Source organism: Aeromonas sp. (assembly GCF_051657805.1).
GTDB lineage: Bacteria > Pseudomonadota > Gammaproteobacteria > Enterobacterales > Aeromonadaceae > Aeromonas.
In genome coordinates, this window is record NZ_JBOFLJ010000019.1 from 272,196 (window position 1) to 298,458 (window position 26,263).

At 62.7% G+C, this 26,263-nt stretch carries 27 protein-coding genes; 1 reads left to right on the forward strand and 26 read right to left on the reverse strand.

The window, feature by feature from the left end; translation table 11 throughout:
• Window positions 1–134: 134 nt before the first annotated feature.
• The 16 genes from lpxC to ACRCYW_RS07000 all read right to left on the reverse strand — a co-directional run bounded on the left by lpxC (window position 135) and on the right by ACRCYW_RS07000 (window position 17,331).
• Window positions 135–1,058 carry a UDP-3-O-acyl-N-acetylglucosamine deacetylase gene (gene lpxC, locus ACRCYW_RS06925; RefSeq protein ID WP_438549387.1) on the reverse strand — a complete coding sequence of 308 codons (924 nt, stop codon included), beginning with the start codon at window positions 1,056–1,058 and terminating at the stop codon, window positions 135–137.
• 101 nt (window positions 1,059–1,159) lie between these two features.
• Window positions 1,160–2,311 carry a cell division protein FtsZ gene (ftsZ, locus tag ACRCYW_RS06930; RefSeq protein ID WP_005336147.1) on the reverse strand — a complete coding sequence of 384 codons (1,152 nt, stop codon included), beginning with the start codon at window positions 2,309–2,311 and terminating at the stop codon, window positions 1,160–1,162.
• A 40-nt stretch (window positions 2,312–2,351) separates the two neighbouring features.
• Complete coding sequence (gene ftsA / locus ACRCYW_RS06935; protein ID WP_349920811.1) at window positions 2,352–3,611, reverse strand: cell division protein FtsA; 1,260 nt, start codon at window positions 3,609–3,611, stop codon at window positions 2,352–2,354.
• A complete protein-coding gene (locus ACRCYW_RS06940) occupies window positions 3,592–4,344 on the reverse strand; it encodes a cell division protein FtsQ/DivIB (RefSeq protein ID WP_438549388.1) in 753 nt (250 codons plus the stop codon). Before ACRCYW_RS06940 ends, ftsA begins: the two co-directional genes overlap by 20 nt.
• 97 nt (window positions 4,345–4,441) lie before the next feature.
• Complete coding sequence (gene murC / locus ACRCYW_RS06945; protein ID WP_438549389.1) at window positions 4,442–5,896, reverse strand: UDP-N-acetylmuramate--L-alanine ligase; 1,455 nt, start codon at window positions 5,894–5,896, stop codon at window positions 4,442–4,444.
• Window positions 5,897–5,996: 100 nt separating this feature from the next.
• Window positions 5,997–7,064, reverse strand: coding sequence for an undecaprenyldiphospho-muramoylpentapeptide beta-N-acetylglucosaminyltransferase (gene murG, locus ACRCYW_RS06950; RefSeq protein ID WP_438549390.1), 1,068 nt, complete (start codon window positions 7,062–7,064; stop codon window positions 5,997–5,999).
• Window positions 7,061–8,245: a cell division protein FtsW gene (gene ftsW, locus ACRCYW_RS06955; protein WP_438549391.1), complete on the reverse strand. Its 1,185-nt coding sequence runs from the start codon at window positions 8,243–8,245 to the stop codon at window positions 7,061–7,063. Before ftsW ends, murG begins: the two co-directional genes overlap by 4 nt.
• Complete coding sequence (murD, locus tag ACRCYW_RS06960) at window positions 8,242–9,525, reverse strand: UDP-N-acetylmuramoyl-L-alanine--D-glutamate ligase (protein ID WP_438549392.1); 1,284 nt, start codon at window positions 9,523–9,525, stop codon at window positions 8,242–8,244. Before murD ends, ftsW begins: the two co-directional genes overlap by 4 nt.
• 3 nt (window positions 9,526–9,528) lie before the next feature.
• Window positions 9,529–10,611: a phospho-N-acetylmuramoyl-pentapeptide-transferase gene (gene mraY, locus ACRCYW_RS06965; RefSeq protein ID WP_349920805.1), complete on the reverse strand. Its 1,083-nt coding sequence runs from the start codon at window positions 10,609–10,611 to the stop codon at window positions 9,529–9,531.
• The gene (locus ACRCYW_RS06970) at window positions 10,605–11,960 is read right to left on the reverse strand and encodes a UDP-N-acetylmuramoyl-tripeptide--D-alanyl-D-alanine ligase (RefSeq protein ID WP_438549393.1); all 1,356 of its coding nucleotides are present in this window, start codon (window positions 11,958–11,960) and stop codon (window positions 10,605–10,607) included. The genes mraY and ACRCYW_RS06970 overlap by 7 nt, the downstream gene beginning before the upstream one ends.
• On the reverse strand, window positions 11,957–13,438 hold the full coding sequence (murE, locus tag ACRCYW_RS06975) for a UDP-N-acetylmuramoyl-L-alanyl-D-glutamate--2,6-diaminopimelate ligase (protein ID WP_438549394.1): 1,482 nt from the start codon (window positions 13,436–13,438) through the stop codon (window positions 11,957–11,959). The genes ACRCYW_RS06970 and murE overlap by 4 nt, the downstream gene beginning before the upstream one ends.
• Window positions 13,422–15,185, reverse strand: a complete 1,764-nt coding sequence (locus tag ACRCYW_RS06980) for a penicillin-binding transpeptidase domain-containing protein (protein WP_318164267.1) — start codon at window positions 15,183–15,185, stop codon at window positions 13,422–13,424. Before ACRCYW_RS06980 ends, murE begins: the two co-directional genes overlap by 17 nt.
• Window positions 15,182–15,496, reverse strand: coding sequence for a cell division protein FtsL (ftsL, locus tag ACRCYW_RS06985; protein WP_318164268.1), 315 nt, complete (start codon window positions 15,494–15,496; stop codon window positions 15,182–15,184). Before ftsL ends, ACRCYW_RS06980 begins: the two co-directional genes overlap by 4 nt.
• Window positions 15,497–15,499: 3 nt before the next feature.
• Complete coding sequence (rsmH, locus tag ACRCYW_RS06990; protein ID WP_318164269.1) at window positions 15,500–16,438, reverse strand: 16S rRNA (cytosine(1402)-N(4))-methyltransferase RsmH; 939 nt, start codon at window positions 16,436–16,438, stop codon at window positions 15,500–15,502.
• Window positions 16,439–16,897: a division/cell wall cluster transcriptional repressor MraZ gene (gene mraZ / locus ACRCYW_RS06995; RefSeq protein ID WP_349920799.1), complete on the reverse strand. Its 459-nt coding sequence runs from the start codon at window positions 16,895–16,897 to the stop codon at window positions 16,439–16,441. It abuts the gene before it with no gap.
• 239 nt (window positions 16,898–17,136) lie between these two features.
• The gene (locus ACRCYW_RS07000) at window positions 17,137–17,331 is read right to left on the reverse strand and encodes a hypothetical protein (protein ID WP_438549395.1); all 195 of its coding nucleotides are present in this window, start codon (window positions 17,329–17,331) and stop codon (window positions 17,137–17,139) included.
• Window positions 17,332–17,688: 357 nt separating this feature from the next.
• On the opposite strand from ACRCYW_RS07000, the gene ACRCYW_RS07005 reads away from it, so the two are divergent.
• A complete protein-coding gene (locus tag ACRCYW_RS07005; protein ID WP_438549458.1) occupies window positions 17,689–18,543 on the forward strand; it encodes a lytic transglycosylase domain-containing protein in 855 nt (284 codons plus the stop codon).
• Here the strand turns inward: ACRCYW_RS07005 and ACRCYW_RS07010 are convergent.
• The 10 genes from ACRCYW_RS07010 to lafA all read right to left on the reverse strand — a co-directional run bounded on the left by ACRCYW_RS07010 (window position 18,479) and on the right by lafA (window position 26,214).
• On the reverse strand, window positions 18,479–18,937 hold the full coding sequence (locus tag ACRCYW_RS07010) for a hypothetical protein (protein ID WP_438549396.1): 459 nt from the start codon (window positions 18,935–18,937) through the stop codon (window positions 18,479–18,481). The two genes, ACRCYW_RS07005 and ACRCYW_RS07010, sit on opposite strands and share 65 nt — an antisense overlap.
• Window positions 18,924–19,871, reverse strand: coding sequence for a lateral flagellar motor protein LafU (gene lafU / locus ACRCYW_RS07015; RefSeq protein WP_438549397.1), 948 nt, complete (start codon window positions 19,869–19,871; stop codon window positions 18,924–18,926). The genes ACRCYW_RS07010 and lafU overlap by 14 nt, the downstream gene beginning before the upstream one ends.
• Window positions 19,871–20,728, reverse strand: a complete 858-nt coding sequence (gene lafT, locus ACRCYW_RS07020; protein ID WP_438549398.1) for a lateral flagellar motor stator protein LafT — start codon at window positions 20,726–20,728, stop codon at window positions 19,871–19,873. Before lafT ends, lafU begins: the two co-directional genes overlap by 1 nt.
• Before the next feature lie 50 nt (window positions 20,729–20,778).
• Window positions 20,779–21,489 carry a lateral flagellar system RNA polymerase sigma factor LafS gene (lafS, locus tag ACRCYW_RS07025; protein WP_438549399.1) on the reverse strand — a complete coding sequence of 237 codons (711 nt, stop codon included), beginning with the start codon at window positions 21,487–21,489 and terminating at the stop codon, window positions 20,779–20,781.
• 3 nt (window positions 21,490–21,492) lie between these two features.
• Complete coding sequence (gene lafF, locus ACRCYW_RS07030) at window positions 21,493–21,951, reverse strand: lateral flagellar basal body-associated protein LafF (protein WP_438549400.1); 459 nt, start codon at window positions 21,949–21,951, stop codon at window positions 21,493–21,495.
• 40 nt (window positions 21,952–21,991) lie between these two features.
• Window positions 21,992–23,065 (reverse strand): flagellar hook-length control protein FliK, encoded by a 1,074-nt coding sequence (locus tag ACRCYW_RS07035; protein ID WP_438549401.1) that lies wholly within the window; start codon window positions 23,063–23,065, stop codon window positions 21,992–21,994.
• A complete protein-coding gene (locus tag ACRCYW_RS07040; protein WP_438549402.1) occupies window positions 23,062–23,400 on the reverse strand; it encodes a LafX in 339 nt (112 codons plus the stop codon). Before ACRCYW_RS07040 ends, ACRCYW_RS07035 begins: the two co-directional genes overlap by 4 nt.
• A gap of 120 nt (window positions 23,401–23,520) precedes the next feature.
• Window positions 23,521–23,913, reverse strand: coding sequence for a lateral flagellar export chaperone LafC (lafC, locus tag ACRCYW_RS07045; RefSeq protein WP_438549403.1), 393 nt, complete (start codon window positions 23,911–23,913; stop codon window positions 23,521–23,523).
• A 39-nt stretch (window positions 23,914–23,952) separates the two neighbouring features.
• Window positions 23,953–25,236: a lateral flagellar capping protein LafB gene (gene lafB, locus ACRCYW_RS07050; RefSeq protein WP_438549459.1), complete on the reverse strand. Its 1,284-nt coding sequence runs from the start codon at window positions 25,234–25,236 to the stop codon at window positions 23,953–23,955.
• A gap of 114 nt (window positions 25,237–25,350) precedes the next feature.
• Window positions 25,351–26,214 carry a lateral flagellin LafA gene (gene lafA / locus ACRCYW_RS07055; RefSeq protein WP_438549404.1) on the reverse strand — a complete coding sequence of 288 codons (864 nt, stop codon included), beginning with the start codon at window positions 26,212–26,214 and terminating at the stop codon, window positions 25,351–25,353.
• Window positions 26,215–26,263: the final 49 nt, after the last annotated feature.

The window sequence follows — 26,263 nt, forward strand, 5'->3', positions numbered from 1 at the left end:
TTGTCTGCTCGGTCAGGTGAGGCCAGGAGCCTGCACGGGTAATAAAACCGGGAGATAATCGGTATTACAGGATGGAATAAACAAATGACAGGACGTCGGTGCGGAGAGGTGACCGACGTCCTGTTGCACAGCTATCAGGCCAGAACCAGACCGTTATCGTAGTAAGCGATGGGCGCTTTCTCGCCCTCCGCCTCGAAGGTCACCAGTTCCCAAGCCTCCTGCTTGGCCAGCAAGGCACGCAGCAGTTTGTTGTTCAGGGCATGGCCCGTCTTGTAGGCACGGAATTCACCGATGATGCTGCGGTTACACATATAGAGGTCACCGATCGCATCCAGCATCTTGTGCTTCACGAATTCGTCTTCGTAGCGCAGACCATCTTCGTTCAGTACCCGGTAGTCATCCAGCACCACGGCGTTTTCCAGGCTTCCGCCCAGCGCCAGGTTCTGGGAACGCAGGTACTCGATGTCACGCATGAAGCCGAAGGTACGGGCACGGCTGATCTCTTTCACGAAGGAGCTGCCGGAGAAGTCCAGCACGCAACGCTGGTTGCGGCCTTCAAACACCGGATGCTGGAAATCGATCTCGAGATCCATCTTGAAGCCGTTGCGATAGGGGTGGAATTCCGCCCACTTGTCGCCGTCTTCAACCCGGACGCTCTGCTTGATCCGCACGAACTGCTTGGGTGCATTCTGTTCACGAATACCCACTTCTTGCAGCAGGTAGATGAACGGGTGCGCACTGCCATCCATCACCGGGATCTCGGGGGCGTCAACCTCGACGTAGAGGTTGTCGATCCCCATCCCGGCCAGGGCGGCAGACAGATGTTCGATGGTCGACACACGGACACCGGCTTCGTTTACCAGAGCGGTACAAAGCACGGTATCACGTACCTGATCGGCGTTGGCTGGCAGCTCTACCACAGGATTCAGATCGGTACGCAAGTAAACGATCCCTGTGTTAACAGGCGCCGGACGGAACGTCATTGTGACTTTCCGGCCCGAATGCAGGCCCACACCGGTGGCCTGGACACTCGTTTTCAAGGTTCTTTGTCTAATCATGGGCGTATCCGCTTAACAGCTCAAATTCCTGACCAGATGGTCGTTGCCGGGCCATCTTAGCACAATCCTTAAGCAACAAACAAACCAGAGCCATCAGAGACTTAGTCGGCTTGCTTGCGCAGGAACGCAGGAATGTCGAGATAATCCGGTTCACGGCGAGCCTGCGGCTCGGCGTTCACCACCTTGGCCGGGGCTTCGTCCATCACGCGGCCCTGCATCATGTCGCTCACCAGCGGCTGACGCACCGGACGCTCTTGCACCTGGCTGCTCTTGACTAGGGTGATGTCCGGCTTGCGCTCGGCGCCGATACCGGTCGCCACCACGGTCACGCGCAGTTCGTCGTGCATTTCCGGGTCAATTACGGTACCCACGACCACGGTCGCGTTCTCGGAGGCGAAGGCCTTGACCGCGTTACCCACGGTCTCGAACTCTTCGATGGTCATGTCCATGCCGGCGGTGATGTTGACCAGGATGCCACGGGCACCGGCCAGATCCACGTCTTCCAGCAGCGGGCTGGAGATGGCCTTCTCGGCCGCTTCTTCGGCACGGTCGTCACCGGAGGCGGAGCCGGTACCCATCATGGCGGTACCCATCTCGCGCATCACGGTACGGACGTCCGCGAAGTCGACGTTGATCAGGCCCGGACGGGTGATCAGCTCGGCGATGCCCTGTACCGCGCCCAGCAGCACATCGTTGGCCGCCTTGAAGGCGTCCAGCAGGGAGATGCCGCGACCCAGCACCTTCAGCAACTTGTCGTTGGGGATGGTGATCAGGGAGTCGACGTTCTTGGACAGCTCTTCGATGCCGTGGGCGGCGAAGCCCATCCGTTTCTTCCCTTCGAAGGAGAACGGCTTGGTCACGACAGCAACTGTCAGGATACCCATCTCGCGGGCCACTTCGGCCACGATGGGGGCAGCGCCCGTCCCTGTACCACCACCCATGCCGGCGGCGATGAACACCATGTCGGAACCGGTCAGCAGCTCGCGCAGTGCTTCCCTGTCTTCCATGGCGGCGTCGCGACCCACTTCCGGGTTGGCGCCAGCGCCCAAACCCTTGGTGATGCCACCACCGATCTGCAGCGTGGTGTTGGCACTGGAGTTGCGCAGGGCCTGGGCGTCGGTGTTGACGGTAATGAACTCAACACCCTCGATGTTTTGACGAACCATGTGTTCGACTGCGTTGCCGCCGCCGCCACCCACACCTATCACCTTGATGACGGCTTCGTCAGTGTGGCTATCCATAAATTCAAACATGTTGTCTCTCCGCTTTATTTGCTGACTGACGCAAAATCTCTTAGAACTCGCCACGCAACCAGTTGCTGACCCGTTTGACCAGCCCACCTACGCTTGCCTTGGCGGCATATTCCTTGTTATTGCCGGTGGATTGATTGGTTCGGCCGTACTGCAGCAACCCGACCGCAGTCGAGTACACCGGTGCCTGCACGTAATCGCTCAATCCACGTATGTTCATGGGCTCACCCACCCGGACCTGGCTCTGGAAGATCTGCTCCGCACACTCCACAATGCCTTCGATCTGGGCTGCGCCACCGGTCAGTACCACACCGGCTGCCAGCTGATGCTTGACCCCTTGTGCCTTCAACTCACTCTGCACCCGCACCAGCTCATCATTCACCATGGAGAGCAACTCGGTGTAACGGGGTTCAATCACTTCAGCCAGTGTCTGCCGCTGCAGGCTGCGCGCCGGACGGCCGCCGACACTAGGGACTTCAATATTGTCTTCCTTGCTGACCAGACGGCCGAGGGCGCAACCATAACGCACCTTGATCGCCTCCGCATCCAACGGCGGCGTGCCGAAGGCGTAGGCGATGTCGCTGGTGACCGTGCTGCCGGCGTAGGGGATCACCTTGGTGTGACGCAGGGCACCGCCGGTAAACAGCGACATGTCCATGGTGCCACCACCTATGTCCACCACGCAGACACCCAGCTCCTTTTCGTCTTCCGTCAGCACCGCATAGCTGGACGCCAGGGCGGAGAAGATCAGCTGATCCACCCGCAGACCCACCTTCTCGACACACTTCTCGATGTTGCGAGCCATGTCGTTGTGGCAGGTGATCAGGTGAACCTTGGCCGCCATCCGCACGCCGGACAGGCCGACCGGGTTCTTGATCCCTTCCTGATAGTCGATGGCAAACTCCTGGGGCAGCACGTGCAGCACCCGCAGCTCATCGGACAGGCGCACCGACTTGGCGGTGTGGATGACGTTGTCCACGTCTTCCTGGGTCACCTCCTCGTCGGAGATGGGCACCATGCCGGTCTCGTTGCGACAATCGATGTGCTTGCCTGACAGGCCCAGATAGACGGAGCTGATCTGGCAGTCGGCCATCATTTCTGCCTCTTCCACCGCACGGCGCAGGGACTTGACCACGGAGTCGAGATCGTTGACCCCGCCCTTCTCCATCCCGCGTGAGGCATGGCTACCCATGCCGATGACATTGAGCTCGCCATCCGGCAGCACTTCGCCAACCAGTACCGCCACCTTGGTCGTGCCGATATCCAGTCCGACAATCAAATTTCTATCTGCGGTGTTGGTCATTCACTTTCTCTTCGCTTTTCTTCCAGCCAACTGCCATTCCGGTGTCGTATCGAAGGTCCACGTAAGCAACCCGCTCACGGGGTTCGATGACCGGGAAGGCATCGATAAACCGCTGCAGACGAAGCGCGATATCCGAGCGCCCCACAAACAGCTGAATGTTGCCATCCAGGGTCAGTTCCCAGGCATGGCGGGGGGTCAGATTCACCCCAATCAACTTGTATCCCTTGGCAGCCAGCAAGGTCTCGTACTGATGGCTGGCTTCCAGCACCTTGGCGGCCTGATCATCGGGCCCGGACAACTGCATCAGGGGCTTCTTCACCCTGTCCGGGGCACTGAACACCTCACCCTTGGTGTTGACGAAGCGGTTGCCGTTCCAGCGGGCCGCCACATCCTGCTCGGTGAGGTAGACCTTGATCTTGTTCGGCCACTTCTTGCGGACCGACACCTGGGCCACCCAGGGCAGCGCGTTCAAGCGCGCCTGCAATTCGTTCACATCCAGCTCGAAGAAGTTGCGCAGCTCGGCGCCATCCAGCACGGCGTCACGCAGCTCATCGGCTTGCAAATATTCGTGCTGCCCCTGCAGCAACAGCTCGCTCATGGGCAACCGACTGGCATCCGTCAGCCAGCCTTTAACATCCAGCGCAGTCTGGTAGAGCCCCCACATGACCAGGATGAAAAATGCCACCCCGGCGATGAAGCCCCCCTTGGTGCGCCCTTGTGCCCTTGCCTCCACCCGATCGATCCCCGTTTAACGCGCCATGTCGGCCACTTGCAGACCGGTCCGCCATTATATAGGCGCCGGCTTGGCGGTCAAAATACTCATTGGGCCCTCAGGCACCGGATTTCATGCTATCCACGCTCAATTTCATCTCGCCGAGACGACGGGCCAGCGCCCCGACGTTCCCTGCCCCCTGGGTCAGCACCAGATCCCCCTCGCCAATGAGATCCGCCAGCACCGCCGGGACATCGTCCGGTGTTGCGACAAAGATGGGCTCCATCGAGCCACGGGAGCGGATGGTACGGCACAGAGCGCGGCCATCGGCACCCGGGATGGGCTCCTCGCCGGCGGCATAGACCTCCAGCATCACCAGCACATCCACCTTGGAGAGCACGTCGGCGAAATCTTCGTAGAGATCCCGGGTACGGCTGTAGCGGTGGGGCTGGAACACCATGACCAGGCGCTTCTCAGGCCAGCCGGCGCGGGCGGCGTTGATGGTCACCTTGACCTCGCTCGGGTGGTGACCGTAGTCATCCACCAGCATGGCCTTGCCGCGACCAGTCTCGAACTCGCCGTATTGCTGGAAGCGGCGCCCCACCCCCTCGAACTTGGCCAGGGCCTGGATGATGGCGTCATCGCCGATGCCGTCTTCGGTCGCGACCGCGATGGCGGCGGCGGCGTTGAGAGCGTTGTGCACCCCGGGCAGGTTCAGGGTCACCAGCAGCTCACCGGCATCCTTGCGGCGCACCCGGAAGCGGCTGCGGTTGCTGGTCTGGGCGAAGTCCAGCACCTGCACATCCGCGTCGTCAGAAAGGCCATAGGTCAGGGTCGGACGGGCGATCTCCGGCAGCAGGCCACGGATCACGGGGTCATCCACGCAGACCACCGCCAGGCCATAGAAGGGCAGGTTGTGCAGGAAGTCGATGAAGGTCGCCTTCAACCTGGAGAAGTCACCGCCATAGGTGTCCATGTGATCCGCTTCGATGTTGGTCACGATGGACACCATGGGTTGCAGATGCAGGAAGGAGGCGTCGCTCTCGTCCGCCTCGGCGATGAGGTAACGGCTGCTCCCCAGACGGGCATTGGTGCCAGCACTGTTGAGCAGGCCGCCGATGACGAAGGTCGGATCCCGGTCCGCCTCGGCATAGATGCTCGCCACTAGGCTGGTGGTGGTGGTCTTGCCGTGGGTGCCGGCGATGGCGATGCCGTGGCGGAAGCGCATCAGCTCCGCCAGCATCTCGGCGCGGCGCACCACAGGGATGCGCAGCTCACGGGCGGCCAGCAGCTCGGGGTTGTCCTGCTTGATGGCGGTGGAGACCACGACCACGCTCGCCTCGTTCACGTGTTCGGCGCTGTGGCCCACGAAGATGTGGGCACCGAGGGAGGCCAGACGCTCGGTCACGGCATTGCGCGCCAGATCGGAGCCGGAGATCTGATACCCCTCGTTGGCAAGCACTTCGGCGATCCCGCCCATACCGGCGCCACCTATGCCGATAAAGTGGATGCGACGCACGCGGCGCATTTCGGGGATCACGGTACGCAGTTTTGCCAGTTCAACCTTGGTCATAGTCTTCTCTCTTTAGTCCACCGCAAACCGCTCGGCGACATCAACAATCTTGGGAACCAGACTGCACGGCGCGGCCGGTGCAGTCTCGATCATCATTCTCTTAGTGGGCCGCAAGCCGCTTGCACTCATCGGCAACCCGCTCGGCGGCATCGGTAATGGCGACGCGACGGGCGGCCTGGGCCATGTTCAACAGGGTTTCTCTGCGCCCGGCGAGCCAGGAGAGACGGGCAGCCAGGGAGGCCGGCGTCAGCTCGGATTGGGGCAGGAATTCGGCCGCACCGCCGTCGACCAGAGTCAGGGCGTTGCGGGTCTGGTGATCGTCCACCGCGTGGGGCAGCGGCACGAAGATGGCGGCGACACCGGCGGCGGCCACCTCGGAGACCGTCAGGGCCCCCGCGCGGCACACCACCAGATCGGCCCAAGCATAGGCGTCGGCCATGTCCTTGATAAAGTCGCTCACCTCGGCATCGACCCCGTGCTGGGCGTAGGCCGCAGCCACAGCGTCTCTGTTGCCCTTGCCGGTCTGATGGCGCACCAGGATGGGTACACCGGCTGCGGCGACCGCGGGCGGCACCTGCTCGTTGAGCACCTTGGCCCCCAGGCTGCCGCCGACGATCAGCAGGCGCAATGGCTCGGCTGCGCTGCGAAGCACGGGATCCGGCAGGGCCACCACTTCGGGGCGCACCGGATTGCCGACCACGGCGGTACGGGCATTGGGAGCGAAGGCCCCGGGGAAGGCCATCAGCACCCGCTTGGCGATGCGGGCCAGCAACTTGTTGGTCATGCCGGCCGCCGCATTCTGTTCATGCAGCAGCAGCGGGATGCCGGAGAGCCAGGCGGCGACGCCGCCCGGACCCGAGGCGAAGCCCCCCATGCCGAGCACCACATCGGGCTTGATGGTCTTGAGCACCTGACGGGCCTGCAGCACGGATTTCACGATGCGATAGGGCGCCGCCAGCAGACGCTTGATGCCGTTGCCACGCACCCCCTGGATGTCGATGAAGGAGATGGAGTAACCGTGGGCGGGCACCAGCTCGGCCTCCATCCGGTCGGCGGTGCCGAGCCAGTGAACGGTCCAACCCTGGGTCTTGAGGCGATCGGCCACGGCCAGGCCGGGGAACACATGGCCCCCGGTACCGCCCGCCATCACCAGCAACGTCTTGCTCACGAAACCTCCCGCACGCGCGCCTGGGCGCTGGCCTGGCGCAACTCGAAATCGATACGAATCAACATGCTCACCGCCACCATCATGATGATGAGACTGGAGCCACCATAGCTGACCAGGGGCAGTGTCAGCCCCTTGGTGGGCATCATGCCGCTGGCCGCACCCACGTTGACGAAAGTCTGGAAGCTGAACCAGATGCCGATGCCGATGGCCAGATAGCCTTCATACAGTCGCTCGGCCACCAAGGCCTGGTGACCCAGCTTGAGCGCCTTGATCGCCAGCGCGAAGATGAGGAAGAGCGCCCCCAGCACCCCCACGTAGCCGAGCTCCTCCCCCAGGATGGCGAACACGAAGTCGGTGTGCGCCTCCGGCAGGTACTCCATCTTCTGGATGGAGTTGCCGAGCCCCTCGCCAAACCAGCTGCCACGGCCGAATGCCATCAGGGACTGGGTCAGCTGATAGCCGCTGCCGAAGGGATCGGCCCAGGGGTCGAGGAAGGAGGTCACCCGCCGCATCCGGTACGGCTCGGCGATGATCAGGGTCACCACTGCGCTCACCCCCACCAGGATGAGGCCGATGAACTGCACCAGCCGCGCCCCCGCCAGGAACAGCATGCCGAGCGAGGTCACGAACATCACCACCACTGAGCCGAGATCGGGCTGGGCTAGCAGCAGGATGGCCACCACGAACAGCACCGCCATGGGCTTCATGAAGCCGATGAAGCGCTCGCGCACCTCGCTCTGGCGGCGCACCAGATAGCCCGCCAGATAAACGAAGAGCGCCAGCTTGCCAAATTCAGCCGGCTGCAGGTTGAAGGGACCGAGTGGCAGCCAGCGCACAGAACCGTTGACGCTGCGCCCCACCAGCAGCACCAGCACCAGCATGACGATGGCGAGCAGCAGCATGGGGCCGTTGTATTGCTGCCAGCGGGCCATGGGCACCTGCAGCACGAACCAGGATATACCGAGCGCCATCACCAGGAAGAGGCCGTGGCGTTTGACGAACATGAAGGGATCGTTGTTGATGGCGATCCCCTCCGGAATGGAGGCGGAGGCCACTATCACCAGGCCCACGGACATCAACGCCAGCGCCAGCACCACCAACTGCCGATCGAAGAGACCGGCGGGGCGCGCCGGTAACAACAGGCGTTGCAGGAAACCTGCTATGACGCGAAGGGCGTTCATAACTTGTGTACCTGCTCGGTGAAGCGATCACCGCGCGCTTCGAAGGACTTGAACTGATCCAGGCTGGCGCAGGCCGGCGCCAGCAGCACCCAGTCGCCGGGGCGAGCGTCGGCGGCGGCCTTGGCGATGGCGGCATCGAGATCGGCCACTCGCTCGGTCTGCTCACCCAGGGCGAGCAGTATGTCCGCATCCTGGCCGAAGCAATACATGTGATCGATCTGCGTGCCGAGCAGCGCCTGGACCGGCCCGAAGTCCTGGCCCTTGCCCTGGCCACCGGCCAGCAGCAGCAGACGACCCTTGACCGACTCGCGCACCCCGGCCACGGCGGCCAGGGTCGCCCCCACGTTGGTGGCCTTGGAGTCGTTGATCCAGCGCACCCCGTTCACCTCCCGCACGAAGCGGGCGCGGTGAGGCAGGCCTTCGAAGCGGCGCAGCACCCGCAGCTGTGGCTCGCGGGGGATCCCCACCGCATCGCACAGGGCCATGGCCGCCAGGGCGTTGGCCTGATTGTGGGCGCCGACTATCTTCATCTCGTCCACCGCCAGCAGCGGCTCGCCGTGCAGGGTCAGCCAGAAGCGTCCATCCAGCTCGCAACGACCATAGCCGTTGCAGTCCAGCCCGAAGCTCTGCCACACCTGGCCCACGTCGGGCAGGGTCTGGGGATCGTCCCGGTTGACCAGGATGTGTTGGGAGTGCTGATGGATCTCCTGCTTGGCGGCGCGATAGTCGGCCATGCCGGCGTAGCGATCCATATGATCTTCACTGAGGTTCAACACCACGGAGGCGGCGGCGCGCAGGCTGTGGGTGGTCTCCAGCTGGAAGCTGGAGAGCTCCAGCACGCAGAGATCCATCGGCTGCTTGAGCAGATCCAGCGCTGGGGTGCCGATGTTGCCACCCACACCGACCTTGAGGCCGGCCTCGGCGATCATCTCCCCCACGAGTGTGGTGACCGTGCTCTTGCCATTGGAGCCCGTGATGGCGATGACGGGCACCTGGGTCTCGCGCACGAACAGCTCGATGTCGCCGACGATGCGCACCCCGAACTCGGCCGCGGCCTTCAGCTCGGGGGTCGACAGCGCTATGCCCGGGCTTGCCACTATCATGTGGGCCTGCTTGAGGCGCTCCCCATCCAGCCCCTGAACCAGCTCCACCCCGGCGGGCAGTTGATCCTTGCCCGGAGGATTGGCACGGGTGTCCATCACCAGCGGCGTGATGCCTCGGCCGAGGAAGTAGTCGACGCAGGAGAGTCCGGTTTTACCGAGTCCGATGATGATGACCATGGCTTACCTCACCTTCAGGGTGGCGAGGCCGAGCAGCACCAGCATGAGGGTGATGATCCAGAAACGCACGATGACGCGCGGCTCCGGCCAGCCCTTCTTCTCATAGTGGTGATGAATGGGCGCCATGCGGAAGATGCGCACGCCGCGCAGCTTGTAGGAGCCCACCTGCAGGATCACCGAGACGGTCTCCATCACGAAGACGCCCCCCATGATCACCAGCAGGAACTCCTGGCGTACCAGCACGGCGATGGTGCCGAGTGCCCCACCGAGGGCCAGGGAACCCACATCGCCCATGAAGACCTGAGCCGGGTAGGTGTTGAACCAGAGGAAACCCAGACCCGCCCCGACGATGGCGGTACAGACGATCACCAGCTCAGAGGTGTAGGGCACATAGGGGATGTGCAGGTAGTTCGCGAAGTTGACGTTGCCGGTCGCCCAGGCGATCAGCGCGAAGCCCCCCGCCACCATCACGGTCGGCATGATGGCGAGGCCATCCAGGCCGTCGGTCAGGTTGACCGCGTTGGAGGTGCCGACGATGACGAAGTAGGTCAGCACGATGAACATCAGGCCGAGCTGGGGCATCACATCCTTGAGGAAGGGGACTACCAGCTGGGTCTGACCGTCGTGGGTCGCCGTGGCGTAGAGGAAGACGGCCACCGCCAGCGCCACCGCCGACTGCCAGAAGTACTTCCAGCGGGCGATCAGGCCGTCGGTATTCTTGCGCACCACCTTGAGGTAGTCATCGGCGAAGCCGATGGCGCCGTAGGCACCGAGCACGAACAGCACCAGCCAGACATAGGGGTTGTCGAGGCGGCACCAGAGCAGCACAGAGGTGAAGATGGCCGCGATGATCATCAGGCCCCCCATGGTCGGGGTGCCCTTCTTGCTGAGGTGGGACTCGGGGCCGTCGTTGCGGATCACCTGGCCGAATTTCATGATCTGCAGACGGCGGATGAGGCGCGGCCCCATCCAGAGCGCCACCACCAGGCCGGTGATGATCGACAGGATAGCGCGAAACGTCAGGTAGGAGAAGACGTTGAAGAAGGTGAAGTGCGGGGTCAGCAGTTCCGCCAGCCAGACTAGCATGTGGCTGACTCCTGACGGTCTTTGACCATCTCGACGATATCTTCCATGCGGGAGCCACGGGCGCCCTTGACCAAGATTGAGATTTCCGGGTGTGTATTTATCATTTGCGCAAGCACTTCAAACAACGACGCCTTGTTATCGAAATGTCGGCCAGCCGCGGCATCTGCGGTGTGGCGACTCTGTTCCCCTACGGTCAGCACGGCATCGAGGCCGCACTCGCTGGCATGGCGTCCGACCCGGGCGTGCTGCGCGGCGGACTCCTCACCCAACTCTTTCATGTCACCGAACACCAGCACCTTGTAGCCTGCCATGGCGGTCAGGGCGTCGATGCCCGCCAGCACGGATTCCACGCTGGCGTTGTAGGTGTCGTCCACCAGGGTGAGACCACCCCAGCGCTGCACGCAGAAGCGGCCCTTGACCGGTGCCATCTGCTCCAGCCCCGCCTTGACCGAGGCCAGCGACGCGCCGAGCGCGAGACAGCCGGCGGTCGCCGCCAGGGCGTTCGCCACGTTGTGACGACCGGGAATGGCCAGAGTCAGGCTTATTTCACCGTTCGGAGTCACCAGGGTGCACTGGGCACAGCCCTCGGTGTTGAAGCTGATGTCGCGGGCATGGAACGGCTGGCTCTGATCCTCGACGGAGAAGGCGCAATGGATGCCCTTCGCCTGCCACTTAGGCCAGAACTCGTTGTCGGCGTTGACGATGGCGCTACCGCCTTCACCCAGGCCTTCGAAGATCTCGCTCTTGGCGTGGAACACCCCTTCCAGGGAGCCGAAGCCCTCCAGGTGAGCAGCAGCCACGTTGTTGATGATGGCGGCATCGGGCTTGGCCAGCGACGTCGTCCAGGCGATCTCGCCGGGGTGATTGGCCCCCAGCTCCATCACGGCGAACTGGTGCTGCGGCTCTAGGCGCAGCAAGGTGAGCGGGACGCCCACCTCGTTGTTGAAGTTGCCGGCGGTGGCCAGCACCTCCCCCTCGTGGCGCAGGATGGCGGTCGCCATCTCCTTAACCGTGGTCTTGCCACAACTGCCGGTGATGGCCAGCACCTTGGGGGCGATACGCTCGCGTACCAGCCTGCCCAGACGCCCCAACCCCTTGAGGCTGTCGTCCACGATCAGCTGAGGCACAGCCAACGGCAGTTCACGCTCCACCAGCAGCGCGGAGGCGCCGGCCGCGACCGCCTGAGCACAGAAGTCGTGGGCGTCGAAACGCTCGCCGCGCAGGGCGACGAAGAGGGCGCCGTTGCCCAGGGTGCGGGTATCTGTGCTGACCGCGGTGATCTCGGCGTCATCGCCGACCAGACGGGCATCGAGCGCCTGCGCCAGCTCGGCAAGCCTGAGGGTCATCATCTGAATGACTCCAATAATGTGTGCAAGGCGGCGGCGACGGTTTCCCGGTCGCTGTAGTGCCGCTTGTCGGTTCCAATGATCTGATAATCCTCGTGGCCCTTACCGGCCACCAGGATGATGTCCTGTTTGCTCGCCTGAGACAGTGCCAGAGCGATCGCCTTGACCCTGTCGTGCTCGATCTGCACGGCGCCGGGATCGCGAAGACCCGCCACCATGTCCGCCATGATCTGGGCCGGCTCCTCGGTACGGGGATTGTCGTCGGTCAGGATCACGCGATCCGCATACTGCTCCGCCATGGCCGCCATCATGGGACGCTTGCCGCGATCCCGGTCGCCACCGCAGCCCACCAGGCACCAGAGCTCGCCTTCACAGTGCACCCGCAGGGCCTGCAGTGCCTTCTCCAGCGCGTCCGGGGTATGGGCATAATCGACCACGGCCAGCGGCGCATCGCCACCGCCGAAGCACTCCATGCGACCGGTCACGGGTTGCAGCCTGGGGGCGCTCGCCAGTAGGGCGTCGAAGTCGTAGCCGAGCACCAGCATCACGCCCATGGCCGCCAGCACATTGCTGACGTTGAAGCGGCCGAGCAAGGGGGCGGATAATACACCATTCCCCCAGCTGGAGTTAATCTGCGTGTGAAAACCTTGTTGGTGAAATTGGGGATCCTGCGCCGTCAACTGTCGCCCGCTATGGTTGGCGATGGGACCATTCACCCCGAAGGCTACCGCAGCGGGGTAGCGGGACAACCAGCGCCTGCCCAGCTCATCATCCGCATTGATGACGGCGCAGGGCTCGTCTACCAGCTTGATCAGCTCTTCCTTGGCCGCGCCATAGGCCTCCATGGTGCCGTGATAATCCAGATGATCCCGGCTCAGGTTCGTGAAGGCCGCCGCCGCAAAGTGCAGGGCAGCCACCCTGTGCTGCACCAGACCGTGGCTGGAGACCTCCATCGCCACCAGGCTAGCCCCCTCTTGCCGTAAGGCATCCAGGGTGGCCTGCACCTCCACCGCGCTGCCCGTGGTGTTCGGCGCCTCCACCAGCTCGCCGAACAGGCCGTTGCCTATGGTACCCATCACCCCGGCCTTGCCCCCCAGCAGGGTGCGCCAGTTTGCGACCAGTAGCGCCGTGGTGCTCTTGCCATTGGTGCCCGTGATGCCGACCAGTTGCAGCCTGTCGCTGGGTTGCCGGTAGAAATGGCCGGCCAGCTCGGAGAGCCTGGCGGGCAGATCAGGGACTCCGAAGCAGGGCACAGAGAGCGCGGGGGGGACGAATTCACCGTCCTCCTCAAACAGCACGGCGGCGGCTCCCCGAGCCACCGCCTGTTCGATAAAGCCTCTGCCATCCACCTGGTGGCCGCGCACGGCCACGAACAGAGAACCGGGCCCAACCCGCCGACTGTCCAGCTGGAGGTCGGTGAGGGGGAGCGCCGGGGCATGAATGCCGAAGGGGCGCAGCAGATCATCAAGTGCGCGGTGCAAGAGAGGCCTCCGTACGGGCAAGTTTGGCGGGTACCTCGGTGGGGACCGCGTCGGGACGAATATTGAAGAGTTGCAACACGCCACCCATGGCCTCGGCGAAGGGCGGAGTCGCGACTGCGCCGCCGTAGTAGGCGTTGCCCTTGGGCTCGTTGATCACCACCACCATGACGAAGCGGGGGTTGCTGGCGGGAGCGAAGCCGGCGAACCAGGCCATGTAGTCCTTGCCATAGCCGCCGGCGACGGCGACCTTGGCGGTACCACTCTTGCCGCCGACCCGGTAGCCGGGGATCTTGGCCTTGGGTATGGCATTGTCCACCACGTACTCCAGCGCCTGCAGCATGGCGGTGGCGTTGTTGTGATCGATGACCTGTTCACCCTTGGGCGGTGTGGTCACCTTGATGATGGAGAGCGGCACCCGCTTGCCCTTGTTGGCAAGAGTGGCATAGGCAGAAGCCAGCTGCAGCGGGGTGACCCGCAGACCATAGCCAAAGGAGAGGGTCGCCCGCTCGATATCGGACCAGCGTCGACGCTGGGGCAACATGCCGCTGCTCTCCCCCATCAGACCGCTGCCGGTATCCATACCGAAGCCGACCATGCTGAGGGTATTGATCATCTCCTGGGCCGGCATGCGCAGGGCGATGCGCGACATGCCGATGTTGGAGGAGTAACGCAGTATGTCGTACAGGTTGGTCGCCTTGTGGATACTCACGTCACGGATCTGCTTGGCCCCGATAAACAGGGGGCCGCCCTGAATGGTGTCCTTCCAGCTGGTCACGCCCGCCTGGAGGGCACTCAGCAGGATCAGGGGCTTGACGGTGGAACCCGGCTCATAGGTATCGGTCACCACCCGGTTGCGCACCCGGAAGCTCTGGTACTGGCCCCGGTTGTTCGGGTTGTAGGAGGGGGTGTTGACCATGGCGAGCACCTCGCCGGTCTTCACGTCCAGCATCACCATGGAGCCTGAGGTCGCCTTGTTCTCGTCGGTGGCACGCTTGAGGGCCCGGTAGGCCAGGGCCTGCACCCGCTGATCGATGCTGAGCTGCAGATCGTTGGCGTTCTTGCCCTCCTTGACCAGGCCGAGGCGCTCGATGACGCGACCCTGACGGTCCTTGCGCACCCGCATCTCCCCCGGGGTCGCGGTCAGCCACTCGTTGTAGCTGCGCTCTATCCCTTCGATCCCGCTGCCATCTATGTTGGTCACCCCCACCAGGTGGGAGCTGATCTCGCCGGTCGGATAGAAGCGGCGGGACTCGGGACGCAGGTAGATGCCGCCGAGCTTGAGGCCCTTGATGTATTCCGCCACCGCCGGCGTCACCTGCCGCTGCAGGTAGACAAACCGCTTGCTGGGGTTGGAGATGCGGTGCTTGAGGGTATTGATGTCGAGCTTGAGCACGGCGGAGAGCGCCAGCCAGGCGCGCTCGTTATGGATGGCGCCGGTCTCGTGCACCGTCTTGGGATCCGCCCAGACCGCCTCGACGGGTACGGAGACCGCCAGCTGCTCACCGTTGCGATCGGTGATCATGCCGCGCACCGCCTGGGTGGAGGTGGTACGCAGTGAACGCATGTCCCCTTCCTGACGCAGGCGGTCGGGATCGATCACCTGGATCCAGGCCAGACGCAGGATCAGACCCGCAAAGGCGATGCCGATGAAAAATACCAGCGTGCGAAAGCGCCACGGGTAGAGTGACGGTGCTTTGGCCTTGGCTTTTTCTTTTGCCGGTGCCCTGGTGGCGGCCTTGCGTTTCATGGTTGAGTTATTACCTTCTCGGTGGTCACCAGGGGGCGAGCCATCTGCAATTTATCCATGGCAAGGCTCGCCACTCTGGAGTGCTCGGCCAGGGTGCCCTGCTCCAGCAGCAGGTGCCGCCACTCGATGTTGAGCCTGTCCTCTTCCGCCATCAGATCATTCTGCTTGGCGGTCAGGCCCCGGGTCATGTTGGTCACCAGGATCACCGCGAAGGCGGTGACCAGCACGGCGATGGCCAGCACCACCTGCAGCTTGTGACGCCAGAGATCCCCGATGATCTCCTTGGCCAGATGAACGCGCACCTCGCTCATGACTCAATCCGCCAGACGCTGGGCCACCCGCAGCACCGAGCTGCGTGCGCGCGTGTTTTCGGTGACTTCATGATCGGAGGGCTTGAGCGCCTTGCCGACCGACTTCAACTTGCGACCACCCGCCAGCTGAGCCTCGGTCAGCGGGATGCCGTGCGGCACCTCGGGTCCCTTCTCGTGCTTGCGGATGAAGTGCTTGACCAGCCTGTCTTCCAGGGAGTGGAAACTGATGACGGAGAGGCGCCCCTCGGGGGCCAGCACCTGCAGGGCACCGTTTAACGCTGTCTCGATCTCGTCCAGCTCGCTGTTGATGTAGATGCGGATGGCCTGGAAGCTGCGGGTCGCGGCGTGCTTGCCCTTCTCCTTGCTCGGATTGACCCGGGCAATCATCTCCGCCAGCTGGCGGGTGCGCACATAGGGCTCGGTAACCCGGTCGTGGACGATGGCACGGGCGATCTTCTTGGCGAAGCGCTCCTCACCGAAGGTCTTCAGCACCCAGGCGATGTCGTCCACATCGGCGCGAGCCAGCCACTCGGCCGCGCTCTGGCCGGAGGTGGGATCCATGCGCATGTCCAGCGGACCGTCCTTCATGAAACTGAAGCCGCGCTCGGCGTCGTCGAGCTGGGGGGAAGAAACGCCGAGATCCAGCAGGAAACCGTCCACCTTGCCGAGCAGGCCGCGCTCACTTAGATAGGAGGTGATGCCGGAGAAGGGGCCGTGCACGATTTCGAAGCGTGGGTCCTGGATCTTGGCCGCCTCGGCAATGGCCTGGGGATCCCGGTCGATGGCGATCAAGCGGCCCTGTGGGCCGAGTTTTTCGAGAATGAGACGAGAGTGACCACCCCGGCCAAAGGTACCGTCGACATAGACGCCGTCCGGCTTGATGGCCAGCCCTTCGACGGCTTCGTGCAACAGCACTGTGATGTGTTCAGCGGCTTGGGTCATTTATAAAGAGAAATCCTGTAGTCGTGGTGAACTTGCCCAATCGTCCTCGGGCAAGCCCTGGATATCGTCATTGATCTGTTGCTGCCAGCGGGCTTCATCCCACAGCTCAAACTTGTTGAGCTGGCCCACCAGCATGATTTTCTTGTCCAGCCCGGCGTGATTGCGCAGCGGCTGGCTCAGCAGCAGACGGCCATTGCCGTCCAGTTCGCACTCGATGGCGTTGCCAAGCAGCAGGCGTTGCAGGCGGCGCTCCGCGGGGTTGGTGCTGGAAAGCGTCTTGAGCTTGCGCTCGATCTCTTCCCATTCATTCAGGGGATACAGCAGCAGACAGGGGTGAGCGATGTCGATGGTGCAGACCAGCTGGCCGTCGCACTCGTCGCGCAGCCAGTCTCGATATTTGGTCGGAATCGCCAATCGCCCTTTGCTGTCCAGGCTGATGGCGTGAGCGCCACGCAACAAATTGCAGTCCCCGAAGGTGAGTTTAAGGAGGCAAATCGCCCGATAAAACCACTTTGATCCACTTTTCTCCACCATGAAGTTTAAGGACGAGCAGAGGGCTTTTCAAGCAAGGATCTCGGGCATGGGGAACATATTGACGCAGCAGTGAGGCACTGCCGATTAAATGAATTGATTTTTCAAGAGTTATTCATGACTGGATTTAATTCATCCCCGCAAGGAGCAGCGCCAAATAACCGCCATCAGGGGGAAATAATGAAGCGAAACAGCACGACGGCACAGAGTATGATGCTCACCCCCACCACGGGATAGATGATATAGCCATCCCCCGCCCGCCGGGCGCGCAGTACCACCAGCTGACAGAGCAGCAGGTTATAGAGGATGATCAGAAAAGTCAGCAGAAGATTGGAGCCGAATGTCAGCTCATCTGCATACATGACATAGAGCCACATCAAACCGAAATTAATAAGGATCAGATAAAGCAGAAACTTCTGAATCGCCCTACCCGTCTTTGGGGTCTTTTTTACTCGTGTTACCATGCTTATCACGTCCTGGATACCACATGAACAGTCGACAGAAATTGTCAAAAACTGTTGAGATTCATCATGTTTTTATCATCACCCCGTCAGACTGTCTCTCTCCTGATTAAATTATCGTTTCGACTGCTCGCCCCCTTGTCGCTGCTCATCAGCACTCATTGTTACTCCTATGATAATTATCATTGGCGCGCCGGCTTTCCTACCCCCATAGGAGGAACTGGGGCAGAGCTGGTCAGCCAGCAGACCCAGTACCTGTTGCAGCAACGCGGCCATCTGCAGCGCAGGATCGCCCAGTCCCAACCCATGATCCGCTGGGTGGAGCAACAGGTCAGCGCGCGCAAGCTCCCCTCCATGCTGGCCTTTCTCCCCCTGATCGAGAGCAGCTATCGGCTGGATGTGGTCTCCTCGGCGGGAGCCGCCGGCCCCTGGCAGCTGATGCCGGATACCGCGGCCCGCTTCACCGTCCCCATGACACCTGGCTATGACGGCCGCTACTCCCTGCCCCTGTCCACCGAGGCCGCACTCTCTTATCTCGGCTGGCTGTATCAGTTCTTCGGTCAGGACTGGTTGCTGGCACTGGCGGCCTATAACGCAGGGGAAGGGCGGGTGCTGAAGGCCGTCATCAACGCGGGAACACGCAATCTGTGGGAACTATCTCTGCCGACCGAGACGCGCCTCTATGTGGCGCGCTTCATCGCCCTGTCACAGTTGCTGGACAGGGCGGCGCACTACCAGTTCATCCTGCCATCCTGGCAGGAGGGGAGTGACATCCAGGTATGGCGGCAGCCGGGCAACTGCTCACTGCTCGGCTGGGCGCTGGCCAAAGGGATCGCCATGAACGAGGCCAGCCGCTGGAACCCCGCCTGGCAACTGCCGGACGGTCAGGGGGTGACCAACTGCCCCATCGTCTATGGTCGCAGTCAGGCGCCCGGCGGCACCCGGCCGAGTGACAAGCCACTGCTGGTGAGGGCGGTATCCCTCGAGAGTCTGCACGACCCCCTGCTGCTGCAACCGGCGAGGGGGCTGGACATGGGGCGCGGCGGCCTCAGCCTTGCGCCGCTGCCGGATCCGCTGGGATTGAAGCAGGCCCGCCCTCTGCTGGCGCCATGAAACAGTGGCGCCAGTGGCTGAGCACGGGCGCGAGATCCACGGATGCTGGATTGGCCCAGCGTGCACCATAGAAGCTGAGGTACTGGCCGATGGGGCGCCTGTGGGTGATCTGGCACTCCAGCACTATCTTGGGTGACAGGGAGAGGCTGACCACATCGGGCAGAGTGAAGCGGGAGGGAGTCAGGAAGCCGACCCCGCCCGGGCCTATGTCCTTGATCACCGCCCGGCCGATACTCTTGTCGAACAGCAGCCCGGAGACCATGAGGCGGGCGGCGATGCCGCAGCTCTGGGACTCCAGGGGGGTGGAGCCGTCGTGCAGATACCAGCGGGGAACCTTGCGTCTAGGATCGTTGAACTCGGTCCATTCCGGTAGTTCGGTATCAGGGGTTCCCATGGGCAGTGGCATCCTTGGCTTGCTGAGTGGCGGCTTGGGTTTGGGTACTGAATAGCTGTTCCAGATTCTTCTCCGCCTGGGTCGTCATCACCAGCAACTCGATACGGCGGTTCTGACTGCCCCTGGGATCGGCGGTATTCTCCAGCATGGTGTCCGACATGGCGACCACCTGGCCGACCCGCTCCGGCGGCATACCGCCGGCGAGCAGCACCCGCCTTGCCATCATGGCCCGATCGGAGGAGAGCTCCCAGTTGCTGTAGTTGTCCCCGGCGAAGGGGGTGCTGTCGGTGTGTCCAGAGATCATCACCCGGTTCTCCACCCGCTGGAAGACGGGGGCCAGCGCCATCAGCAGATGGCGGAAGAAGGGGCTGATGCGGGCACTGCCGCGGCTGTACATTTCCCGCTCGTCATCGTCGCGAATGAGGATCCGCAGACCCTGGGGCACCAGTTGCAGCTCCAGATTGTTCTTTGCCTGCATCTGATCCGCCATGGAGCCGATGAAGCCTGCCAGCTGCTTCATCTGCGCCTCCCCCTCGATCTTCCCGACCAGCAGGCTCTCGTAGCCGCCCTCGGCACCGTCATTGAAGATGCTGCGATTGCGCTCCATGTGCCTCGGCATGCGCTGCCCCTCCTCCACGAACTGGGGGCTCAGCTCCTCCAGCACGGACGGATTGCCCCCCAGATCCACCGGATAGGGGCTGTTTCTGATGTCGAACGGATTCGCTTCGCTGTCCATGATGCTGTAGTCCCGCAGGCGGCTGGCCACCACCTCCCGCTCCTCCTGGCTGGAGACCGCCAGGATCCAGAGCACCATGAAGAAGGCCATCATCGCCAGGGTGAAATCGGCGAAGGCGACCTTCCATGCGCCGCCACTCTTGGGCCCGCTGCTGCGCCTTTGCTGGCGCTTGATGATGATCTGCTCGTGGTTACGCATCACATGGCCCTGTTCGTCACCCAGTCTTCCAGTTCGAGGAAGCTGGGTTTCACGTCAGGCTCCAGCATCTTGCGGCCCGCATCGACGGAGAGCAGCGGGGTCTTGCCGCGCAGCTGGGCGATGAGGATCGACTTGATGCACATCAGCATGCCGATGCGACGCTTGACCATCTCCTCCATGGCGTTGCTGATGGGCTCCAGCAGGCAGTAACAGAGGAAGATGCCGATGAAGGTGCCCACCAGGGCGGCGGCCACATGGACCCCTATGTTGCTCAGGGGGCCATCGAGCTGCTGCATGGTGATGATGATCCCCATGACGGCGGCCAGGATGCCAAAGCCGGGGCAGGCTTCCCCTGTCTTGTGCAGGGCGTGGGAAGGCTTGAGCATGTCCTCCTCGATGGCCATGATCTCCTGTTCCAGTATGGTATCCAGCTCGTGGGGGGTGATCTTGCCCATGCCGAGCAGGCGCAGGTTGTCGATGATGAAACCGAGCAGCTGCGGATCCTCGGAGACCTGGGGATACATCAGGAAGACGGAGCTCTGCTGCGGGTTCTCCACATGCTCGTCCAGCGCCTTCATGCCCTTGCTGCGGGTCTCTTCCAGCAGTTGATGCATCAGGGTCAGCAGCTCGCGGTAGATCTCCTTCTCATCCTTGTTGGACTTGAAACAGAGCTTTACCTGGCGCCACATCTCGTGCATCACCTCCTTGGAGTTGCCGAGGAACATGGAGCCGGCGGCGGCACCTATGATGATGATGAGTTCGGCTGGCTGCCACAGGGCGATGGGGCGGCCACCGGCCATCATGAAGCCCCCCAGCACACAAATGAAAATGACACCAAGACCAATCTGTTTTTGCATGGATGCTCCCGCAGAATTCAACAAGCCTCACCGCGGGGGAGAGGCGCTATTTATATGGAATCGACCAAACGCTGCTTGAGCTGAAGGACGCACTGCTTGTGCAACTGACACACCCGCGACTCGGTCAGGCCGAGCACCAGGGCGATCTCCTTCATGTTCAGCTCCTGCTGGTAGTAGAGGGAGAGCAGCAGCTGCTCCCGCTTGTCCAGGGAGCGAAGCACCTTGCTGAGGGTCATGGCCATGTCCACATCATCCGATTCCGTGGTCGGGGCCTTGCCGCCGTTCTCCAGCCACTCCTCCAGACTCTGCAGGGCTTCGGCCTGGCTGGCGTAGGCGAGCTGGCGCACCTCCTCGACGGAGCACGCCAGCGCATCGGCCAGCTCCTGCTCGGTCGGGTTGCGACCGAGGCGGTTGAACAGCTCACGCTGCACCTGATTGTGGCCATGGACCTGCTGACGCAGCTGGCGGGGGCGCCAGTCGAGGCGACGCAGCTCGTCCAGCATGGCTCCGCGGATCCGCTTGAAGGCATAGCTCTCGAACTGGGCATCGGGCTCGCTGCCGTAGCGACGCCAGGCCTCCAGCAGACCCATCATGCCGACCTGCTCCATGTCTTCCTGATCGAAGCTGGCCGAGACCTGGCTGCGCAGGTGGCTGGCGGCCCGCTTCACCAGTGACAGGTAACGGGTCAGGATCGCCTGCTCGCCGGTACGGGGGGGCGAGACAGCGAGATCGTCATGGGTATCCCAGCCGGCGTCCATCATGCCCTATTGCACCAACACCTTGGTGACCAGCACCTCATCCAGATAGGGCTTGTAGCCATACCCCTGCAGCGTGGTGACCAGCTTGCTGAGCAAGGACGACTGCAGGGCCGAGATGTTCTGCAGCTCCTTCTTCACCGCATCGTGGGAGCGGTGGCTGAAGTACTGCACCATGGCATTGCGGATCAGGGGGGTCAGCTCATTGAGGGTCTCGAGCTGGGCGGGGTTATGGGTGACCAGCGCCAGCTCCAGCACCAGATAGTGGGGCTCGCTGTCCCCCTCGAGGCTGATGACGAAGCGCTCCATGGGCTTGAACAGCGGGGTCTTGCTCAGCTCGGGCTGGGCCTCCGCCAGCCCCAGCCAGACCGCAAGGGTATCCCGCTTGAGATAAGCGCCGTAGGCCAGCGCCACCAGCAGACACAGGGCCATTATCACCATCATCAACCACTTCATGACTCGCCGCATATTATGAAATCACTCTCGCTATCGCTGGATAATGGAAAAATCAAACCAAGGTATTGAGCCAGTCCCGGGCAAGCTCGTCCGCCGAGCCGGGCTCTTCCTGCCACTGTCGCCGCCCAGCCAGGATCCCGTCCTGTTGCTGCCAGCGCTCTCCCCGCTCCTGCTCACCCCCCTGGCCCACATTCACCTCGACCCCACCGGCATGATGGGGGGCCAGGCTCATGCGCAGCCGCTCCATCGACTGGATCAGGGCCTCGCGCACCGCCGGGTTGGTCACGTTGAGCTGTACGTTGAGGCGATCGCCGTCCATCCTGACGGTCAGCTCCAGGCGGCCCAGCTCAGGGGGGTCGAGGCGGATGTGAGCCTGCTTGATGCTCTGGTTCACCTGCAGTTCGACCTTGTCTTTGAGCACCTCGACCAGTTGCTGGCCCCACTGGGCCGGGCTGTCCGCCAGACGGGCCGGCGCCCACTGGTATTCCGCCGCTCGGGTCAAGGAGGTGGGCATCGGCTGCCCGGCCATGGCCTTGAGGTCGGTGATCAACCCATCCCGTTCGGATCTCCCCTCCGCCCCCGGCAGAGGCGGCAAACCGGCAACCAGCTTGTCGGTGAGTGGCGGCTTGCCGTCCTGGCCCATCGACTGGCTCAGCATCCTGGCGGCCTCTCCCGTGAGCTGGGGGACTCTCTCCTTGCTCATTTCGGTAGGCAGCACCACCGGAGTCCGTTCGGCCTCCTGCCGCTCGAAACGTGACAGGGCGCGCAGCGCCGCCGAGATGGACGGGGAGCCGTCCCCGACCTCATGAACGGTGACGCTTTGGGGCGCGGGATCCGCCGATTGACGGGCGGCCAGCAGCCGCGACGCCTCCTCATGGCGGATAAACACTGGGGGCAGATGGGTAAAGGCGTGCAGTTGCTCCACCACCTCGGGCAGGGGCTGATCTGTCGTCTCGCCGTCAGTCTCTCTGACGACGATCTCCTCTACGACGGGGGGGGCGCTCGCCTCCAGCGGGAGATCCAGTGGCTGATAAGCCTCCCCCTGCCCGTCGGGCTGACGGGAGAGACGGGTAAAGCCGCTCGATGACGAAGTCGCGACCGGCTCGGCCGCGATAAAGGGGATCATGCCCATGTTTGCGCCTCGTCATAGGCTTGCAGCCCTTCCCGCTTGTCGGACAGGGACTGCCACTCTTGCTTGCGCAGCCTGGTCTCCTGCTCGCAGAGCGAGAAGGCCTCCTGATGCCAGCCGCGAACCTGATCGCGGGCCGGTGCCAGCGCCTGCCAGAGGGTGGGGTGTTGACGCAGATGACCGATGAACTGGGCGAGGCGCTGATCCGCCAGGCGCACCGCATCCCACTGCCCGGCACGGGCCTGCTGTAGTATCAGACGCCCCAACCCCAGTAACTGGCGCTGGCGCGTCTCTTGTTCCGTGCTGGGATGCACAGACCCGGTCATGGACATGATGATGGCCCCGATATAAGACGACCCTGCCAACTAGCAAGGAGCAGGCCAGATGTGTAGCTGTTGTATTTCAACAAGTTAACGGCAGTTTATACACTATGGGGAAAGACGGCTTCCGCCTCAGCGCGGGTGGCGAGCCATCGCTTCCCAGCCCTCTTTCAGCTCCAGCAGGATGCGGCGCACCTCGGCGAAACCGGCGACATCGTTGGCTACGCTGATCTCGAACAACCGCTGCCCGCAGTAGTCGTAGAGACGGTGCAGGTTGCTGGCCAGCTCGCCGCCCTTGTCCATGTCGAGGGCGCTGTCGAGCCCCCCCAGGATCTGCAGGCACTTGTTGATGGACTGCCCCTTGCGCTCGTACTGTTTGGCCAGGATGTGGCCCTCGGCCCGTGCCATTTCATCGAGCAATCCATCCATCAGCATCAGCACCAGCTGGTGCGGATCGGCACTCGCCGCCTTGGCCTGGGTGGCGGCGAACTGATAGGCATCGTAGCCATCTTGGGGTTCAAACATGAAAGACTCACTCATTCAGGAGAATAGGTGTTCACCGACTCACAATGCGCCCATGGTTTGCATCATCTGGTTCATGGTGGTGAACTGATTGAGGTAGCGCTTATACGCGGATTCCATACGGCGATCCAGTGCCTCCATCCGCTCGTTCACCCGCTTCTCGGTCGCCTCCAGGCCGGTCTTGCGTCCCTTCAGGGCGCCATCCCGTTTGGTATAGGGATCGAGAGAATCGCTCATCCGCTTGAGCAGGCCATCATCCCCCATCAGCGCCTTGCCGAGCAGCTCGGGATCCTTCTCCAGCGCCTTGTTGAAGTCGGTCTCGTTGAAGGAGAGCTTGCCCGCCTTGTCGGTCTTGATGCCGAGGCTGCCCAGGGTCAGATCATTGGGCAGCTCGCGCACGCTGCGGGACAGGGCACTCTTGAGGCTGCGCACCCCGCTGTCGGAGGAGAGGGCCCCCGGCGCCTTGGGATCGCTGGAGGTCATCTTAGCCAGCTCATCGATCAGCTCGTTATAGCTGTCGACGAACTTCTTGAGGGAGCCGGTCACCGCCTCCTTGTCCTGATCTATGGTCACCATCAGGGGGGCATCCCCCACCTTCTGGGCCTTGGTCAGCTGGAAAGTCAGGCCGTCGACCACGTTCTCTATCTTGTTGCTGGAGGAGGTGATGGTCAGGGGGTTGTCCCCCCCCATGCGCAACTTGGCATCCTGTGCCTGGGTGATGTCCGTCTTGCCGGCGACGGCCGTGCCCAGCCCATTGGTGGCATCGCCGCTGTAGCCCAGGGTGATGGCGTTCTCCACACCACTCTCCTTGCTGGTCAGCACCATGCTCACCTTGCCATCGGTGCGCACCAGGGTCGCTTTTACCCCCGGATTGTCCTTGGCATTGTTGATGTGGGAGACCAGGTCCTTGGCGGTGGCGCCGGCCGGCAGGGTCGCCAGGTCTATGTCGATGGTCTTGCCTTTCACCGTCAGGGAGAAGACGCCATCGGTCGGCAGCGGAGTGGTGTCGCTGTCGAGCTCCAGACCCACCTGATGGGACTGGGCGAGCTGCTCCACGAAGAAGTTGTACTGACCCGAGCTGGCCTTGCCGTTGCTGGTGACCGTCATGACCCCGTCCTGGGACATGGTGGCCTTCTGGGCCTGCAGGTTGGTCGCCTTGTTCAAATCCTTCAGCATGGTCTGGAAGGTCGACAACTTGGTGGTGAGCGTGCTGATGGCGCTCTGTTGCCCCTTGACGCTGTCCAGCTGCTTCTTCAGCAGCTTGTCCATGTTCTGGCGCTCTATGGCTACCAGTTGCATCGCCATGCTGGCCGGATCTACTTGCATCATCACATCCTTATCAACTTATCGGTGGCATGCCCGTTGGAAAAAACCGGGTCGGTGCTTTCCAACGCACAAGCAATAACAAGGCCACCCCTCTCGAGGTGGCCAGGCAACTCATTAACGCAACAGGGAAGTCACCATGCCGGTCATCTGGTTGGAGTTGGACAGCACGGACATGCCAGCCTGCATCAGCATCTGGTTCTTGGTCATGTTGGTGCTCTCCTGGGCGAAGTCGGCATCCATGATGCGGCCGTTCGCCAGATCGGTGTTCTCTTTCATGTTGGAGAGGTTGTTGACGGTGTGTTCCAGACGGTTGATGTTGGCACCGAAGGCGGAACGCGCCTCGCCGATCCCCTTGGAGAAGGTGTCCAGCTCGGCCATGGCAGCGGTGGCCTTGGTCTGGTCATCGATACCGGCGGCGACGGCAGTACCCTTGGTGCCCTTGTCATCGGCGATCACACCCTTGAGGGCGGTGGCCAGGGCGCCATCGTCTTTCAGCTCCAGCTTCTCGGCGGCGGTGCCACCGATCTGGAAGGTCACGGCCTTCTGGAAACCTTGATCCTTGGCCAGCAGAGTCTGACCACCGAAGGTGGTGTTGGTGGTGATGTTGTCCAGCTCGGCGCGCAGCTCGCTGAACTCGGCGTTCATCGCCTTGCGATCGTCGGCGGTGCTGGTGCCGTTCGCAGACTGGGTAGCCAGATCCTTCATGCGCTGAACGATGTTGCTCATCTCGTCCATGGCACCTTCGCCGGTCTGCATCATGGAGATGGCGTCCTGGGCGTTGCGCATGCCCACTTTCTGGCCGCTGGACTGGGATTGCAGTCGGGTGGCCATCTGCAGGCCGGCGGCGTCATCGGCGGCGGAGTTGATGCGCAGACCGGTGCCCAGGCGTTGCATGGCGGTGCCCAGCATCTTGTTGGTGGTGTTCAGCTGGCTCTGAGTGGTCAGGGAAGCGAAGTTGGTGTGAATGGACAAACCCATGATTTACTCCTCAAAAAAGCTGCGATGCAGCGGGTAACCCTATGGGAGT

Coding starts and splice junctions, on each gene's coding strand:
- ftsL (WP_318164268.1), bottom strand. CDS start 15,496: ATGAGCGAGGTGCGCGTTCATCTGGCCAAGGAGATCATCGGGGATCTC.
- lafA (WP_438549404.1), bottom strand. CDS start 26,214: ATGGGTTTGTCCATTCACACCAACTTCGCTTCCCTGACCACTCAGAGC.
- lafF (WP_438549400.1), bottom strand. CDS start 21,951: ATGCGGCGAGTCATGAAGTGGTTGATGATGGTGATAATGGCCCTGTGT.
- lafS (WP_438549399.1), bottom strand. CDS start 21,489: ATGATGGACGCCGGCTGGGATACCCATGACGATCTCGCTGTCTCGCCC.
- ACRCYW_RS06970 (WP_438549393.1), bottom strand. CDS start 11,960: ATGATGACCCTCAGGCTTGCCGAGCTGGCGCAGGCGCTCGATGCCCGT.
- lafC (WP_438549403.1), bottom strand. CDS start 23,913: ATGTTTGAACCCCAAGATGGCTACGATGCCTATCAGTTCGCCGCCACC.
- ftsZ (WP_005336147.1), bottom strand. CDS start 2,311: ATGTTTGAATTTATGGATAGCCACACTGACGAAGCCGTCATCAAGGTG.
- ACRCYW_RS07010 (WP_438549396.1), bottom strand. CDS start 18,937: ATGGGAACCCCTGATACCGAACTACCGGAATGGACCGAGTTCAACGAT.
- ACRCYW_RS07000 (WP_438549395.1), bottom strand. CDS start 17,331: ATGTATGCAGATGAGCTGACATTCGGCTCCAATCTTCTGCTGACTTTT.
- ACRCYW_RS07035 (WP_438549401.1), bottom strand. CDS start 23,065: ATGATCCCCTTTATCGCGGCCGAGCCGGTCGCGACTTCGTCATCGAGC.
- lpxC (WP_438549387.1), bottom strand. CDS start 1,058: ATGATTAGACAAAGAACCTTGAAAACGAGTGTCCAGGCCACCGGTGTG.
- lafT (WP_438549398.1), bottom strand. CDS start 20,728: ATGCAAAAACAGATTGGTCTTGGTGTCATTTTCATTTGTGTGCTGGGG.
- murD (WP_438549392.1), bottom strand. CDS start 9,525: ATGGTCATCATCATCGGACTCGGTAAAACCGGACTCTCCTGCGTCGAC.
- lafU (WP_438549397.1), bottom strand. CDS start 19,871: ATGCGTAACCACGAGCAGATCATCATCAAGCGCCAGCAAAGGCGCAGC.
- murC (WP_438549389.1), bottom strand. CDS start 5,896: ATGACCAAGGTTGAACTGGCAAAACTGCGTACCGTGATCCCCGAAATG.
- ACRCYW_RS07040 (WP_438549402.1), bottom strand. CDS start 23,400: ATGTCCATGACCGGGTCTGTGCATCCCAGCACGGAACAAGAGACGCGC.
- ftsA (WP_349920811.1), bottom strand. CDS start 3,611: ATGACCAACACCGCAGATAGAAATTTGATTGTCGGACTGGATATCGGC.
- lafB (WP_438549459.1), bottom strand. CDS start 25,236: ATGCAAGTAGATCCGGCCAGCATGGCGATGCAACTGGTAGCCATAGAG.
- ACRCYW_RS06980 (WP_318164267.1), bottom strand. CDS start 15,185: ATGAAACGCAAGGCCGCCACCAGGGCACCGGCAAAAGAAAAAGCCAAG.
- rsmH (WP_318164269.1), bottom strand. CDS start 16,438: ATGACCCAAGCCGCTGAACACATCACAGTGCTGTTGCACGAAGCCGTC.
- ftsW (WP_438549391.1), bottom strand. CDS start 8,245: ATGAACGCCCTTCGCGTCATAGCAGGTTTCCTGCAACGCCTGTTGTTA.
- mraY (WP_349920805.1), bottom strand. CDS start 10,611: ATGCTAGTCTGGCTGGCGGAACTGCTGACCCCGCACTTCACCTTCTTC.